Origin of the sequence: Pseudomonas sp. KBS0707, from assembly GCF_005937945.2 — a bacterium.
GTDB classification, from domain to species: Bacteria; Pseudomonadota; Gammaproteobacteria; order Pseudomonadales; family Pseudomonadaceae; genus Aquipseudomonas; species Aquipseudomonas amygdali.
In genome coordinates this window covers 2,735,358-2,749,669 of the sequence record NZ_CP041754.1, presented here as the reverse complement: position 1 = coordinate 2,749,669, position 14,312 = coordinate 2,735,358, and the positions used below count along the sequence as shown (strand labels likewise).

Below are 14,312 nucleotides of genomic sequence, written 5' to 3'. Positions count from 1 at the left end.
GTCTCCGCACGGAAGGTGATGACGTTCATCACTCTACGTAGCTCAAGGACGATGGATAGACAAGACTGCGAGTATTTTGGTCTTTCTCATTACAAAGAAAAACGCGGGGAATACGCTAACACTTTCAACGCCGAGGCGAAGATCACCGCCTTTGCCAAGACACGCAAGCACCACGCTCATGCGGCAACGCTGCGCCTGGAAGGACTCCAGCCGCTCATTTGGCGGCTATAAACAAATATCCGAGTCAGGCCAATAACAAATCAGGCCACTCCCCTTGCACGAGTCTCATCCGACCAATCAGCCGCCGACCTTGGCCCAGCGGAGGGATCCAGACTGCTGACCGCATCCAGGCGTTGAATCTGTTCGTCAGTCAGCGTCAGCGACAAGGCGCCCAGATTATCGGCAATCTGCTCATGCGAACGAGGCCCGACGATTGGAACAGCGCCGTGCGAACCTGCCCAGGCAATGGCAACCTGACCCGCGCTTACGCCAAGCTCACCGGCAACCTCCAGAACAGTATCGAGAATCCGTGTGCGCTGCGCCGAGTTCTCAGGCTGGAATACCTTGCCGCCAAACCCCTCAGCGCGCCCGCTCTCCCCTTTGCGGTATTTGCCGGTGAGCATGCCACCCCCCCAGAGGTGACCAGGTGACGACGCCAAGGCCAAGCGCGTAAGAAGCCTGAAAAAGATCAGCCTCAGGCTCGCGATGCACCAGGCTATGTTCGAACTGAGCGGCTGCAATGGGTAATGCGCGGCTGATTTCGGCCAGCGTAACCGCGCGAGCAAGCCGCCATGCAGGGAAATTGGACAGGCCTGCGTAGAGGATTTTCCCTGCACGCGCCAGATCTTCAAACCCTCTGACAATTTCCTCGATGGGTGTAACAGCGTCTGGATGGTGCGCCCAATAGATGTCGATGCGATCCGTCTTCAAGCGCTTGAGACTTGCTTCCACCGAGCTGACCATTGCCTTGCGATTGTTGCCGATGGCCAGTCGGCCGGGATTGGCCGAGGCACCGTTGGTAAATTTGGTCGCCAGCACGAAATCATCGCGCCGGCCTTCCAGCAGCGTACCGAGTAACTCTTCGGACTGACCGAACTGGTATATGTCTGCAGTATCGATGAAGTTGCCACCCGCCTCTGCATAGGCGTTGAAAATTGCCTTGCTGGCAACCGGGTCTGCGCCGTAGCCCCAGCCCGTGCCGAAGTTTCCTGTGCCCAGCGCCAGTTGCGAAACATTGAGCCCGGTTTTGCCAAACGTTCTGTATTTCATGGTTTTGCTCCTGCCGATTGAGTATCGCCAATGGTGCGATCCTGTTGCCGAGAAACAAGGTGGACAGCTAACAGTCAGCTTTGAGCGGTTATGATTACGATCAGCATCTTAACTGTCAATCATTTTGATGATGGTCAGCATCAATGCTATATTCACACCCTGCCGAACCCGGACGGGTAAAAACCAAGCAGGCAAGAGAGGCAACTCACATGAGAGTCACCAAGGCGCAGGCCCAGGCCAACCGGGCACATATTGTCGAGACGGCATCCGTCCAGTTTCGCGAGCACGGCTTTGACGGTGTCGGGGTGGCAGACTTGATGGCCGCAGCGGGTTTTACCCACGGCGGGTTCTACAAGCATTTCGGCTCCAAGTCCGATCTGATGGCCGAATCGGCTGCCTGTGCCATCTCGCGCACCGTGGAGCAATCGAAAAACGTCGATCCTGCGCAGTTCATCGAGTACTACCTGTCCAGAGAGCACCGGGATACCCCAGGCACAGGCTGCACGATAGCCGCACTCAGTGCTGATGCTGCACGTCAGTCAGACGACGTCAAGATAACCTTTGCCGAGGGCATAGAGAGCATGCTTGCCGCCCTGGCTCCGGCAGGCACGTCTCCTGGCGACAACGAATGGAAACAGGCGCGGGCAAACACCATCGATATGTTTGCCCATGCACTGGGCGCGCTGCTGCTATCGCGCAGTTGCCCTAACGACTCGCCACTGGCAGACGAAATACTCGATGTGTGCCGTACGAAAATGCTTGAGCAACTGCAGGCTCTTTGACCGCGTCTATGAAGGAAACAGTTTGCTCAGGCACGCCAGCTTCTTTTTGTACGACTTTCGCGCTTCTAGAGCCTCCTCCAGCGTTACCGCCACGAATCGCGCTTTCTGGTTGGGTTGCATCTGACCGATCAGGTCGAGGTCGGCACTGATCACCGTACCGATCATCGCGTAGCCTCCGCCGGACACCGCGTCACGGTGCAAGACAATGGGCTCAAGCCCGGCAGGCACCTGAATCGAGCCGATCGGGTAGCAGCTGTCGACGATATTTGATGGATCGGAGCCTGCCCCGAAAGGCTGCTCCCTGGGCTGGAACGTCAACGCCCTGCCGCCCTTGAAGCGATAACCGATGCGGTCGGCTTCCGAGCCTACGCTCCAGGACTCGGAGAAAAAGCTGGTGGCTGCGAATTCGGTCAGACGCTCGTAATACAGGCCAGGCACCACACGCAGATACACTTCCCCGCCCAAAGACTGTCGCAAAGCCATCGGCAGGCTCGCCCCGGCCCGGCCTTTGCCGCCAGGAATACCTATCGGCAACTGATCATCAGCCATCAGTCGGCGGCCCTGAAAGCCGCCAAGCGCACCCAGCGTGTAAGTCGACCGACTGCCCAACACCAGCGGCACATCAATCCCCCCGGCAACCGCCAGATAGGTGCGCGCGCCGTCATTGGGGAAGTCGAAACGCAGCACCTGTCCGGCCTTTACCGCAAAGGCAGTGTCGTGGTGCATTTCCACACCGTCGAGGCGCGCCGTCATGTGCGCGCCACAGACAGCGGCCAATGTATCGCACTGAAACTCCAGCTCCGGCCCCAGCAATGTGCATTCAAGCCCGGCGGCACCGGGTGGGTTGCCGACCAGTTGATTGGCAGCGCTGAGCGCATACTGGTCCAGCGCACCCGAGGGCGGAATGCCCAGGTGGTAATAGCCTTCGCGGCCAAGATCCTGCACCGAGGTCGCCAGACCGGGTTTGAGCACCTTGATCATGCCAGCACCTCCTGCAACGACTTGGGATAACCAGCGGGATCAGCCAGAAAGGCATCCAGGGAAAACTTGACCGGACGAATCCGCAGATCGAAGCGTCCGGCTTCAACCTCTGCAACGGCCGTATCATAGGTGTCCCGATCAACCGGTTTGAACTGGACGATGTCGCCTGGCCGGAAAAACACCATGTGCTCTTTCAGATAAGCCAGCCCCTGCTGCGGATCGTAGATCGGAGCGGGCGTAACGCCGAACATCTGGTAGCCACCCGCTCCGCGCACCGAATAGATGCAGCCGAAGCAGCCACCGTGACCTAGCGTAAGCTTGGGTGTATCGGTACGTGGCCGAAGGTATTTGGGCACTTGCAGTTGGCGCTCGCGTTCGACCATCGGAAACATGAACGGCAGACCGGCCACAAAACCGACCATCGAGACGAACCACGGCGCGCCGCTATGAGCCGCAATGAAGGCATCGACATCCGCCAGGTTATTGATGCGCGCAGCGTATTCCAGGTCCGTCGAACCCGGGTCCTGGTGGCGGTCACGAAAACGCATCAGGGTTTCATGGGTCCAGGGATCGTTGTAGAGCACCGGAATCTCGATGATACGGGTTTGCAGCGTACGTTCGGCCACCGCATCGACCTCGGCAGCTCTCACCGCTTCGAGCAAGGCATGCGGTGCGATACGGTCTGGGTCGAAGCGGATCTGGAACGACGCGTTGGCCAGGCATACGTCCAGTACCCCGTCCAGTTCCAGACGCTCGACTGCACGGGTCACCGCCAGCCCTTTGAAAAATGCCTCCAGCGACATACTCTCGCTGACTTCCGCGAACAGATGTTCATCAGCGCCAAAGCTGTAGCGAATCGGATCAGCCATGTCTGTTCCTTGTTGAATTTATTGTAGAACGGCAGGCAAATATCAGTAACGTAGCTCGTGTGTCTGTGCACACGATGCCATTTGACTCAGCGCGGCTTACGCACCGTGATTCCGGCAGCGTCCAACGCCTTGCGGGTCGCTTCGGCAAGGGCCAGAGCGCCCGGCGTGTCGCTGTGCAGGCAGATCGAATCGAATTCGATGCTCAGGTCCTCGCCCTCGACGGTGCGCACCAGACCTTGCTGGCACGCGCGAACCACGCGTGCCGCGACCTCGGCCGGGTCATGCGCGCGCCCATTACGGGTGAAGACGATGGAACCGCTAAGGTCGTAGTCGCGATCAGCGTAGAACTCGCGAATCACCGGCTGACCGAGCTCCTGAGCGATCTTGCAGATAACCGAACCGGGCATGCAGTAAAGCAGTAATTCGGGCTCCAGGCGCTGAAGGTTTTCCACCAGTAGACGGGCAGCGGCTTCATCCCGGGCGAGGTGCATATACAACGCCCCATGAGGTTTGAGATGCTGCAATGCCACGCCCTGAACCCGGGCCAGCTCACGTAATGCACCCAGTTGGTAGAGCATGTCATCGACCAGCTCCTGCGGCGCTGCGTTGATGTGCCTCCGCCCGAAGCCGACCAGATCGCGGAACCCTGGGTGCGCGCCAATGGCAACGCCCAGCTGTTTAGCCTGTTCGATGGTGCGGCGCATGGTGCCGGGGTCACCCGCGTGAAAACCGGTAGCGACGTTGGCGGAACTGATGAAGGCCATCAATTCGTTATCGACACCATCACCAATGGTCCACGCGCCGAAGCTTTCACCCATGTCCGAGTTGAAATCCACCTGCATGGCTTTTGCTCCTGGGGCTATCGGGTTAAGGGTCAGTCCGGAAAAGAAGCTATCCGGCCTCATGCAAAACACGTTAGATTCGCTTGCACCCCTTGGGTAGATCTATTTACAGATACATCATCTTCTGAAAAACAGATACCCGCCGATTGGAGTGCTTATGTCCCTGACGTTGCGCCAGGTTCGTTATTTCGTGGCAACGGCCGAGATCGGGCAAATCTCGCAGGCGGCTATTCACCTGAACATTTCCCAGTCTGCGGTGACCACGGCAATCAAGGAACTGGAAAGCATGCTCGGCACGCTGTTGTTCCAGCGCTCGGCCCAAGGCATGAGCCTGACCGAAGCGGGTCGACATTTTCTCAACCGCGCCTACGTGATCCTGCGCAGCGTCGATGACGCACTGAACAGCCCGCTACCCGATATTCGCGCCAGCGGCGTATTGCGCCTGGCCGCCAGTTACACCGTGATTGGCTACTTTCTGCCTCACCACCTGCAACGTCTGGAACATTGGCACCCTGATGTAGCCATCGAGGTTCATGAGCGCGAAAGGCAAGCCATCGAACAGGGTCTGTTGGAGGGGCGCTTCGATATGGCAGTGGTGCTGACAGCCAACATCACTCACCCGGATATCGTCTCGGAGACGCTGTTCAACTCCGAACGCCATCTATGGCTGTCCAGCCATCACCCGCTGTGCCAGCGCGCCGCCGTGAGCCTTGCCGATGTGGCACAAGAGCCCTATATCCTGTTGACCGTCGATGAGGCGGAGCAAAGTGCAATGCGTTACTGGGAACTGGCCGGCCAACGACCCAATGTCAGAGTGCGCACCAGCTCCGTGGAAGCAGTGCGCAGCATGGTCGCCAACGGCAGCGGCGTGGCGATTCTCTCCGACCTGGTACATCGCCCCTGGTCGCTGGAAGGCAAACGTATTGAAACGTTGACTGTCACCGACTCGGTAACGCCAATGAGCGTCGGCCTGGCCTGGCACCGCGAGCGAGAGCTGAGCCCGGCGATGCAGGCGTTTCGTAACTATTTTCACGATGCGTTTCTGGCACCGCAGCAGCTGTCGGCGCGGCGTTGAGGATATTACAACCGGGGCAGTTGATCGAACGCACCGAGATGTACATCTTCAGACCAGATATAAACCCGTCTCGATGGATTCAGAGAACAGAGTCGTCTCCAGTCATGAATGATGGAAAGATCGCCAAGCCCGCTGCCACGCATTGCATGCTCTGGAAACTCGCGCAACCAACCGCTCATTTCATCCTCTTGCAGGAAGCTGATGGCTTTGAACGGGGAACGCCCTTTCAATGCATCCTGTACCTGCCTGACAAAACGCTCTGCACATTTACGTCGAGCGCCTCCGTCTCCATTCTGTCCAATATGATTGCCGGTTTCGAGTATCGTAGCCATCGGCAAAAACAGCGACTCTCCAGCAAGTATGCGTTGTTCTAACTGACGAAGGGTTTCAATGTGTTGTTGCGCCTTGATGGGCACATTGAGAATTTCGACGAAGACAGAGGTATCAATCAAGCAGACGGCTGTCATTCTGCTCCTCCATCTGTGTTTTGGCGCAATTCAGCCAACCAGTCCAGCGCTTGTGCCTTGCGCTCATCTTCCGTTGTATCGTCCTTCAAGAAACGATCCAGGACCCTCCGCGTCATGAGTTGCCCCAATGGCCCCTGCGCGACCAGTTCCGGATAGCGACTCAGGTCTCCCAGGCGCACCAGACGGCTGTCGCCGTGTTCAGGATCGCGATAGCAGGCAACCACATCAGCCAGCGCACTATCAGGCAACGCATCCATCAAAGCAGGGTTATGTGATGTCAGCAGGACTCGCAGCTTTCTTTCGGCAGCGGTAGCTCGGAGTTGTCTTACAAGGGTTTCCGCACGACTGGGATGGACACCATTGTCAATCTCTTCGATAACCACCAGCGCTCCTTCAGGAGCGGTTAAAAGCGTTGCGCCGACGGCTAAAACGCGAAGGGTCCCATCAGAGAGCAGCGGTGCGTCCACGGTTCTGCTTTTCTGTCCGAAAGACTCCACCAGCCTCACCATGACGTCGTTGCGATCAGTCTTTATAAACTCTATGTCGGTGATGTCCTGTTCGGGCAAGGATTTGATAAAGGCGAGCAGTCTGGTTTTCTGTTCCGGCTCTTGAGAAATCCTGTATAGGACCGCAGACAGGTTGCTGCCGTCCTCTTTGATGAGGTCGTCCTTCACATAAGCATAGTCACGCATCAGCGCAGGACGCGGATCAAGAAACACCACATTGCGCAAGGTTTCACGTATGGCTTTTGTAACAGCAGGAATGATGCGCTGTGAGTCATGATGAGCCGACTCAAATCGACCTGGCGTTTCGAGCTGATAGAAAATGGCTTGTCGGTTTGAACAAGGAATATGAGGCTTGTTTTTTCCTCGTTTGAAGTTGTTGTAGGCAACCCTGATCTCATCGGTATGGTCATTGGCGCGACCGTCGACCTGGTACAGAGGAACCGCTTCGCCCGGTTTCGGGAGTATCAGTTTTTTTGTGTTCGGGCTGGTTAGGGCCTGCCGTCAGGCAGGCCCTTGTTTTACCAGCTCGGTCTGGTAAATCGGTCTCCGTACAGGATCGCAAATTGATTCATTGCCACTTTCCAGTCGTGTGCCGCATGACCCCAGTTGGCGGTGATGTTGCGCAACCCAAGCCATATCAGTTTCGTCGCAGCCTCATCGGTCGGGAAGTGCCCTCGAGTCTTGATGATCTTGCGTAACTGGGCATTGATGCTCTCGATGGCATTGGTCGTGTAAACCACTTTGCGAATGCCCGCCGGAAAAACAAAAAACGGTATAACCCGATCCCAGGCGCGACGCCATGCAGCAACTACAGTCGGATACTGCTTGCCCCAGGGGCCCGCTTCAAAGGCGTTAAGCTCTTGCTCAGCCACATCGGCATTGATCGCCTGGTAGATCGGCTTGAGTGCTTTGGCCAGTGCCCGACGTTTATCCCAAGCGGCATAGTCCAAGCTGTTGCGGATCAGATGCACGATGCAGGTTTGCAGCGTCGTGGCAGGAAAAACCGCCCCCAACGCCTCCGGTATTCCTTTGAGGCCATCCGTGACGGCGATCAGAACATCTTCAACGCCACGAGTCTTGAGGTCGTTGAACACCTTCATCCAAAACTTGGCACCCTCGGTGCTCTCGATCCATATACCCAGAATGTCGCGCGTGCCATCAGGTAATACCCCCAGCGCCAGATAAATAGCCTTGTTGCACACTAACCCCTCGTCCCGGATTTTGACCCGTAACGCATCGAAGAAGATCACCGGATACATCGGTTCCAAGGGTCGTTGCTGCCAAGCGCCCACCTCTTCCATGACCGCATCGGTGACTGAGCTGATGAAGTCATGGGACACGTCAGTTCCATACTGCTCAGATAGAAAAGCGCGGATCTCACGCACCGTCATGCCCCGGGCGTACATGGCAATTATCTTGTCGTCGAAGCCTGTAAAACGGCGTTCGTGCTTGGGAATCAGGATCGGGGCGAAGCTACCATCGCGGTCTCTGGGGATATCCAGGCGAAGCGGCCCGTCGTCGGTCAGAACCGTCTTGCTGCTTTTGCCATTGCGCTGATTGGTCGACTCCTCAGGGCGCTCCGCGCCCTGAGGATAACCAAGGTGGTGACCCAGCTCGGCGCCTAGCGCACGCTCGATCAGAGCCTTCTTGAACGCCATGGACGCGTCTTGAATGGCTTCGGCGCTCATCGGGCCTTTAACAAACTGCTCGATCAGCTCTTGGGGAATCGAGGGCAACTCCCTCGCTGTTGCATTGGCGGACTTCTTTTTGGTCGGCATACATGCACCTCTAGCTACATGTTATGCCCGAACACAAAATTTCTGACAGTCTCCAACTGATCGGCTACCAGGCCAATCGATATTTCAAAATGCCCCCACCCCTTTGGCATGCCCTCAAACCGGCCCCCCAAACTGAAACTCGCAAGAGGATCGCGCAGCAAATCATTTGCCTGCCCACGAACAACCGCATCGCCACTCTGAATTGATCGTGTGATGTCTTCAAGACGGCTGCCTTTGGCCAGCCAGTTGAGCAAACGAATAGCTTCAAGGACGTTGCTCTTGCCCGAAGCGTTGGCACCGATTAAAAAGGTCATGGCTGCCAGCGGAAGACTTGCACTCTCGTAACTCTTGAAGTTTTTCAGTTCAATCGAAATCAACATGCTTTCGAAACTCGCACACGCGTCATCAAGTCGTTCTCCAATAATCGATGTTGCCCAAGTGCATGGAATCCCCGCCGCCTTGAGCTTTTCATACTCAGGTCAAGAATTTAACACTATTCCTGACATGGCAAGTCGCCAATGCTGCGAACGCAGATTACGATTGCTCGGCTCCGTGACGCTGACTGACAGGCGCATGCTCGGCCATCAGCTCGGTAATCCAGTCAATGAACACACGCACCTTGATGCTGATATGCCGGTTCGGCGGGAATGCCACGTACATCGGCATGCTGTCCAGCTGCCAGTCTTTGAACAGCGGTATCAGGTCGCCGCGCACCTGATGCTGCCTGGCCATGTAGTCCGGTAGCCAGAGAATGCCCATTCCGGCCAGACCTGCGGCAATGTAGGCATTGCCATCATCCACCGCCAGCGCATAGCGGCCCTGCACATGGACCTTTTCACCGTCGCGGTGCATTGCGTATGGCAGCGCCTTGCTGGTGCGCGCCCACAGGTAGCCAACGATACGATGGGCAGAATCTTCAAGTTCGCGCGGGTGAACAGGCGTGCCCATTCGCGTTAGATAATACGGCGCGGCGTACACACCCAGTTGCAGGTCGCCCACCCGCCGCGCGATCAGTGACTGATCGGTTATTTCACCACCGCGCACGACGCAGTCAACATTTTCGCCAATCATGTCGACAATACGGTCGCTGACACCCATGTCGATCTGGATGTCCGGATAGCGGGCATGGAAACCAGGCAGCGCAGGCATCAACAGCATGCTGGCAAACGGTCTCGGCACGTCCACGCGCAATCGACCTCTGGGCAGCGACGTCGCGTCGGAAAGGCTGGTCTCCGCGTCATCCATGTCGGCCAGCAGCCTGACCACGCGCTCGTAATAGGCTGCGCCGTCGGCAGTCACGTTCACCTTGCGTGTGGTGCGGAGCAGCCTGACCCGCAGGCGTGCCTCCAGTTGCTGCACCAGCTGCGTCACGCTGGTCTTGCTCATGTGCAGCGTGGCGGCAGCTTTGGTGAAGCTGCCTGTTTCCACCACTCGGGCAAACGCTTGCATCGCGTCAAAACGGTCCATTCTCGCCCTGCCTGTCTCGTCACGCTGGCCTGCCGGATTGTTTGGGTTCTCCAAACAGTGCTGAGTACGGTTGCTCGTTTATCGGTTCGGCGCAAGTCCCTACAGTGGCCTCACCACTGATTTCAGGTCACTCGACCCTTTGATGGAGGCACCCATGCCACACCGTGACGTCGTTTTCCCCGCTGGTCGTCAGGCGCTTTACGAGCGCAATCGCTATTCGCCCGCGGTACGCTCCAATGGTTTTCTGTTTGTTTCTGGACAAGTGGGCAGTCGCGAAGATGGCTCACCGGAGCCGGATCTCGAAAAGCAGGTGCGCCTGGCGTTCACCAACCTCAACGCCATTCTGCTGGCCGCTGGCTGCACGTTCGATGATGTGGTCGACGTGACGGTGTTCATTGTCGACCCCGAAGCGAAGTTCGAGCGTATATGGAAGGTGGTCCCGGAATTCTGGGGCAACGCGCCGCACCCGACCCTGACGGGCGTCGGCGTCACCTGGCTTTATGGCTTTGATTTTGAAATCAAGGTGATTGCCAGGTTACCGGAAACTGCACGCGACTAGCCGCAGCCGGCAGCTCAGTTGCTGCGAATCGGTACCACGCGGTCGCTGGCATAAACAGCCGCGGGCTCTTCAAACTGCTGGAAGAATTTTCCGGACACCACATGATCAAGAAACTGTGCCTGGTCTTCAGTGGCCTGCAGCATCGGCGAGTAGCCATCGGCATCGGACACTGCAAAAAGACGAGCCTTGCGTTCATGCGCCACAGCGATGAACGCTCTTTTCTCTTCGTCGGACATCGCCGAAAAGTAGTCAGACAGATTTTCCAGCGAGCGTACCGCCAGATCCTGGTCGAGCTGATCGTCATCCGTGAACATCAAATGCCAGACGAAATCGAAAGAAAGCTCAGCGAGGGCACGCATAGACGGGTTCCGTAGTGTTGAGAGACGCGAGAGTCACTGTTCACTTCAATTCGGTCAAGCGCTAAAAGATGACCTGCGTCAAGTGCAGCTCCATAAATGGCTGAATTTTGCGTTCACGTCATGGATAAGAGGGGCAGGCTCAGTAGGCGATGAATGCCGGATTCTCGATCAGCAGCGCCATGCCCTGCCCGCCCCCTACGCAGGCGGCGGCAATCCCGTAGCGCAGGTTTTTTTCGCGCAATTGCCGGGCCAGGGTCATGACCAGACGCAGCCCGGTGGCTGCCAACGGGTGGCCCAGGCCCAGTGAGCCGCCCAGACAGTTGAGTCGTTCGCTTTCCAATTCCAGCGTTTGTGTCACCGCCAGCATCTGGGCCGCCTGCGCTTCGTTTATTTCCAGCCGGCCAATGTCGCTCAACGCCAGCCCGCTGCGCTGCAATAACAGCTGAACGGCAGGCGTCGGGCCAATGCCCATGAACTCTGGCGCGACGCCAATCACAGCACTGGCCAGCAGGTGCGCCAGCACCGGTCTTTGTGACTGCGAAGCGCGGCCCACCAATGCCGCTGCCGCGCCATCGACCACCGCACAGCTGTTGCCTGCGGTCTGCACACCATCAGCATGAATGGCGCGCAAACGGGACAAGGCCGCCAGGGTGGTCGCTCGCGGATGGCTGTCCTGCGTGACCGTTTCAACTCCTCGCGGCAACTCGATGCTGCGCGGCTGGTACCCCTCCAGCTCAAAGCGCTCGCTGCTGACCGGCACAATTTCGCCAGCCCATTGGCCGCCAAGCTGCGATTGCAGTGCGCGCTGATGGCTGAGCAATGCATAACCGTCGACGGCCTCACGGCTCAAGCCGTAACGTTTTGCAAGATTGTCCGCCGTAGCAATCATGTCCATTGCCGGTGCCGGGTCGTACAGCGCTTCCCAGAGAAAGTCCTTGAACTGCACGGCACCGCCCAGCGGGAAGCCGTCGCGATGGGTATAGGCCGCAATCGGGTTGCGCGACATCGATTCGGCAGCAACGCACAGCGCCATCTGCCCGCCTTCGCTCACGTGCTGAGCGGCCTGACGCAACAGTTCGAGACCTGTGGCGCAGATGCGCTGCACGCCCAGCGCAGGAACGCTTTGCGCGACGCCGCTGTACAGGCCGACATGCCGGGGCAGCAGGTACGCGTCGAAACTGGCTTGCGCCATCGAGCCGGTCAGTACGCTGTCGACCTGACCTGGCTGAGTGGCTGCACGCGCCAAAACCTCACGACCGACCTTTATACCCAAATCGATGGGTGAAATATGCCCCAGAGCGCCGCCCAGATCGACCCACGGCGTGCGCACTGCGTCGACAATGGCCACGTCGCTGAACGCCAGATATTGCCCGCCGCTGCTCATGCCGTCGGCTCGGCACTGATTTTGTCCGGGGACTGATCACGATAAAGCGCTTCGACTATTTCTGCCCGCCACTGCAGCACCGCACGCTGGTTGATCGAACCCTTGTCGGTGATTTCGCCACGGTCAATAGACGCGGGTTCGTCAAGCAGCACGATCCATTCAAGACGGCTGGCATTGCCATTTGTACCTTGATTCAGGCGGGTCAGCCATTCGCCGAACCACGCACGTACCGGCGCACTGGCCAACACCTGCGCAACAGAGGCCTGCGCATCCAGCCCGGCCAATTGGCGACATTCATGCAACCTTGGAAACACCAGCGCACCCAGGCATTCACGATCAGGCGCGGTGATGACCACATCCTGCACGTACGGCGAACCTTCCAGCACGGCGCGGTTGCGCATGGGGCCTACGCTGACAAACACGCCGGACGACAGTTTGAAGTCCTCGGCCAGACGCCCGTCGAACATCAGGCCCAGCTCGGGTGCCGCGGGATCGGCGAGCTTGATTGCATCGCCGGAGCAATAAAAACCGTTTTCGTCGAACACGTCAGCAGTCTGCTGCGGCGAGCGCCAGTAGCCTGGCATTATGTGCGGCCCGCGAAAACGGCCTTCCAGCTTGCCGTCCACCGGTACCAGACACACTTCGCATCCTGGCGCAGGCAAGCCGATATAGCCGGCCATCGACAGCGGTCCGGTGGTGAACGTGCAGGAAGGCGCAGCCTCGGTCATGCCCAACCCGGCCATCATGCGAATCCGTTCGCCACAATGCTGCTCGGCGACACAGTCAAGACGATCCCAGATACTTTGCGACAGGCCGGCTGCGGCGAAGAAGAACAGTTTCATGCGCGAGAAGAATCGCTCACGCAGTTCGGCGTCCTGCTCCAGCGCGTCGACCAGCTCTTCCCAGCCCTTGGGCACGGTCAGGTAGGCCGTCGGCGAGATTTCCTTAAGGTTGCGCAGGGTTTCGGCAAAACCCTGGACGGTCGGTTTGCCGTTGTCCAGATAGAACGTGCCACCGTTGTACAACACGATACCGAGGTTATGGCTGCCGCCGAAGGTGTGATTCCACGGTAGCCAGTCGACCAGCACGGGCGGCTCTTCGCCGAACACCGGAAATGTCTGCAGCAGCATCTGCTGATTGGCACACAGCATGCGCTGCGTGGTCACTACGGCCTTGGGCAGTTTGGTCGAGCCCGAGGTGAACAGGAACTTGGCGATACTGTCAGGACCACTGGCCAGAAAAGCCGCCTCGGCTTCACGGCCGCCAGGCTGATCGAACAGGCTGGCGAAGCTCAGTGGACGCCTGCCAGCGAGTTGGCCGCGTACAGTGATGATCGGCGTATCCGCTGGAATGACCGCATCAATGGCGCGCTGAAACGGCGCGGCTTCGCTGACAAACACCAGCCCTGGCTGCAACACTTCGCAAACATGCCGCAGCTTGGCGAAATCCTGGGACATGACTGAATACGCTGGCGATACCGGGCAATAGGGAATCCCCGCGTACATGGCGCCCAGTGCAAGCTGCAAATGCTCGATGTCGTTACCCGAGAGCAGCGCCAACGGCCGCTCGGCGGAGAGGCCATACGCCAGCAGGCTCTGCGCGATGGCGCGCACGTCTGTGAGCATGTCGGCGTAACTGACCTTGCGCCAGCCACCACGGCTGTAGCGGGCGGCAATAAAGGTTTGCTGCGGACGGATGCTGGCCCAGTACACCAATCGGTCGAGCAAGCGATCGGGCAATTGCGCCAGTGGTTCCAGAGCGCGCATATGCAAAATGCCCTGCTCTTCCCGCACCTCGATGGGCGGATGACCGATGGAGACCTGGCGATAGCGTGGTGAGCTATCTTCACTGTGCAGCGTTGATGATCTGATATCGGAACTCACGTGCGTTCTCTCCATCAAGGTACGCAGACACCCAACGGCTTGCAGCGGTTCGGGCGGGGCGTAGCAGCACAGGCTGCAGCCTTGTTATTGT

At 58.2% G+C, this 14,312-nt stretch carries 13 protein-coding genes and 3 pseudogenes; 4 read left to right on the top strand and 12 right to left on the bottom strand.

Going from position 1 to position 14,312, the window contains the following annotated elements:
- Positions 1–18 precede the first annotated feature (18 nt).
- The gene (locus FFH21_RS13035; protein WP_004667642.1) at positions 19–231 is read left to right on the top strand and encodes a hypothetical protein; all 213 of its coding nucleotides are present in this window, start codon (positions 19–21) and stop codon (positions 229–231) included.
- Between the two features lie 29 nt (positions 232–260).
- Here FFH21_RS13035 and FFH21_RS13030 read toward each other — a convergent pair.
- A pseudogene (locus tag FFH21_RS13030) lies at positions 261–1,269 on the bottom strand (aldo/keto reductase).
- Between the two features lie 209 nt (positions 1,270–1,478).
- Here FFH21_RS13030 and FFH21_RS13025 point away from each other — a divergent pair.
- A complete protein-coding gene (locus FFH21_RS13025; RefSeq protein ID WP_004662609.1) occupies positions 1,479–2,051 on the top strand; it encodes a TetR/AcrR family transcriptional regulator in 573 nt (190 codons plus the stop codon).
- Positions 2,052–2,057: 6 nt separating this feature from the next.
- On the opposite strand, the gene FFH21_RS13020 is transcribed toward FFH21_RS13025, so the two are convergent.
- The 3 genes from FFH21_RS13020 to FFH21_RS13010 all read right to left on the bottom strand — a co-directional run bounded on the left by FFH21_RS13020 (position 2,058) and on the right by FFH21_RS13010 (position 4,743).
- The gene (locus FFH21_RS13020; RefSeq protein WP_011168587.1) at positions 2,058–3,032 is read right to left on the bottom strand and encodes a biotin-dependent carboxyltransferase family protein; all 975 of its coding nucleotides are present in this window, start codon (positions 3,030–3,032) and stop codon (positions 2,058–2,060) included.
- Positions 3,029–3,901, bottom strand: a complete 873-nt coding sequence (locus FFH21_RS13015; protein ID WP_011168586.1) for an allophanate hydrolase subunit 1 — start codon at positions 3,899–3,901, stop codon at positions 3,029–3,031. Before FFH21_RS13015 ends, FFH21_RS13020 begins: the two co-directional genes overlap by 4 nt.
- Positions 3,902–3,987: 86 nt before the next feature.
- The gene (locus tag FFH21_RS13010) at positions 3,988–4,743 is read right to left on the bottom strand and encodes a 5-oxoprolinase subunit PxpA (protein ID WP_011168585.1); all 756 of its coding nucleotides are present in this window, start codon (positions 4,741–4,743) and stop codon (positions 3,988–3,990) included.
- 157 nt (positions 4,744–4,900) lie between these two features.
- On the opposite strand from FFH21_RS13010, the gene FFH21_RS13005 reads away from it, so the two are divergent.
- Entirely contained in the window at positions 4,901–5,818 is a 918-nt protein-coding gene (locus tag FFH21_RS13005; RefSeq protein ID WP_011168584.1) for a LysR family transcriptional regulator, read from the top strand.
- A gap of 5 nt (positions 5,819–5,823) precedes the next feature.
- Here FFH21_RS13005 and FFH21_RS13000 read toward each other — a convergent pair whose 3' ends face one another.
- The 5 genes and pseudogenes from FFH21_RS13000 to FFH21_RS12975 form a co-directional block, all read right to left on the bottom strand.
- Entirely contained in the window at positions 5,824–6,285 is a 462-nt protein-coding gene (locus FFH21_RS13000; RefSeq protein ID WP_004665333.1) for a hypothetical protein, read from the bottom strand.
- Positions 6,282–7,247: pseudogene (locus FFH21_RS12995) on the bottom strand (AAA family ATPase); the annotation flags it as partial. The pseudogene FFH21_RS12995 and the gene FFH21_RS13000, both read right to left, overlap by 4 nt.
- Positions 7,248–7,309: 62 nt before the next feature.
- A complete protein-coding gene (locus tag FFH21_RS12985) occupies positions 7,310–8,569 on the bottom strand; it encodes an IS256-like element ISPsy17 family transposase (RefSeq protein ID WP_004666928.1) in 1,260 nt (419 codons plus the stop codon).
- Between the two features lie 53 nt (positions 8,570–8,622).
- Positions 8,623–8,949, bottom strand: a pseudogene (locus FFH21_RS12980) (AAA family ATPase); the annotation flags it as partial.
- A 154-nt stretch (positions 8,950–9,103) separates the two neighbouring features.
- A complete protein-coding gene (locus FFH21_RS12975; RefSeq protein ID WP_011168581.1) occupies positions 9,104–10,036 on the bottom strand; it encodes a LysR family transcriptional regulator in 933 nt (310 codons plus the stop codon).
- A gap of 154 nt (positions 10,037–10,190) precedes the next feature.
- Between FFH21_RS12975 and FFH21_RS12970 the strand changes: the two genes are divergently transcribed.
- Positions 10,191–10,595: a RidA family protein gene (locus FFH21_RS12970; RefSeq protein WP_004665327.1), complete on the top strand. Its 405-nt coding sequence runs from the start codon at positions 10,191–10,193 to the stop codon at positions 10,593–10,595.
- 14 nt (positions 10,596–10,609) lie between these two features.
- On the opposite strand, the gene FFH21_RS12965 is transcribed toward FFH21_RS12970, so the two are convergent.
- From FFH21_RS12965 to FFH21_RS12955, 3 genes are all read right to left on the bottom strand, one after another.
- The gene (locus FFH21_RS12965) at positions 10,610–10,954 is read right to left on the bottom strand and encodes a hypothetical protein (protein WP_011168580.1); all 345 of its coding nucleotides are present in this window, start codon (positions 10,952–10,954) and stop codon (positions 10,610–10,612) included.
- 139 nt (positions 10,955–11,093) lie between these two features.
- Positions 11,094–12,338, bottom strand: a complete 1,245-nt coding sequence (locus FFH21_RS12960) for a thiolase family protein (protein ID WP_004665324.1) — start codon at positions 12,336–12,338, stop codon at positions 11,094–11,096.
- Positions 12,335–14,221: a feruloyl-CoA synthase gene (locus FFH21_RS12955; RefSeq protein ID WP_041924543.1), complete on the bottom strand. Its 1,887-nt coding sequence runs from the start codon at positions 14,219–14,221 to the stop codon at positions 12,335–12,337. The genes FFH21_RS12960 and FFH21_RS12955 overlap by 4 nt, the downstream gene beginning before the upstream one ends.
- Positions 14,222–14,312: the final 91 nt, after the last annotated feature.

Coding starts and splice junctions, on each gene's coding strand:
- FFH21_RS13035 (WP_004667642.1), top strand. CDS start 19: ATGACGTTCATCACTCTACGTAGCTCAAGGACGATGGATAGACAAGAC.
- FFH21_RS13025 (WP_004662609.1), top strand. CDS start 1,479: ATGAGAGTCACCAAGGCGCAGGCCCAGGCCAACCGGGCACATATTGTC.
- FFH21_RS13020 (WP_011168587.1), bottom strand. CDS start 3,032: ATGATCAAGGTGCTCAAACCCGGTCTGGCGACCTCGGTGCAGGATCTT.
- FFH21_RS13015 (WP_011168586.1), bottom strand. CDS start 3,901: ATGGCTGATCCGATTCGCTACAGCTTTGGCGCTGATGAACATCTGTTC.
- FFH21_RS13010 (WP_011168585.1), bottom strand. CDS start 4,743: ATGCAGGTGGATTTCAACTCGGACATGGGTGAAAGCTTCGGCGCGTGG.
- FFH21_RS13005 (WP_011168584.1), top strand. CDS start 4,901: ATGTCCCTGACGTTGCGCCAGGTTCGTTATTTCGTGGCAACGGCCGAG.
- FFH21_RS13000 (WP_004665333.1), bottom strand. CDS start 6,285: ATGACAGCCGTCTGCTTGATTGATACCTCTGTCTTCGTCGAAATTCTC.
- FFH21_RS12985 (WP_004666928.1), bottom strand. CDS start 8,569: ATGCCGACCAAAAAGAAGTCCGCCAATGCAACAGCGAGGGAGTTGCCC.
- FFH21_RS12975 (WP_011168581.1), bottom strand. CDS start 10,036: ATGGACCGTTTTGACGCGATGCAAGCGTTTGCCCGAGTGGTGGAAACA.
- FFH21_RS12970 (WP_004665327.1), top strand. CDS start 10,191: ATGCCACACCGTGACGTCGTTTTCCCCGCTGGTCGTCAGGCGCTTTAC.
- FFH21_RS12965 (WP_011168580.1), bottom strand. CDS start 10,954: ATGCGTGCCCTCGCTGAGCTTTCTTTCGATTTCGTCTGGCATTTGATG.
- FFH21_RS12960 (WP_004665324.1), bottom strand. CDS start 12,338: ATGAGCAGCGGCGGGCAATATCTGGCGTTCAGCGACGTGGCCATTGTC.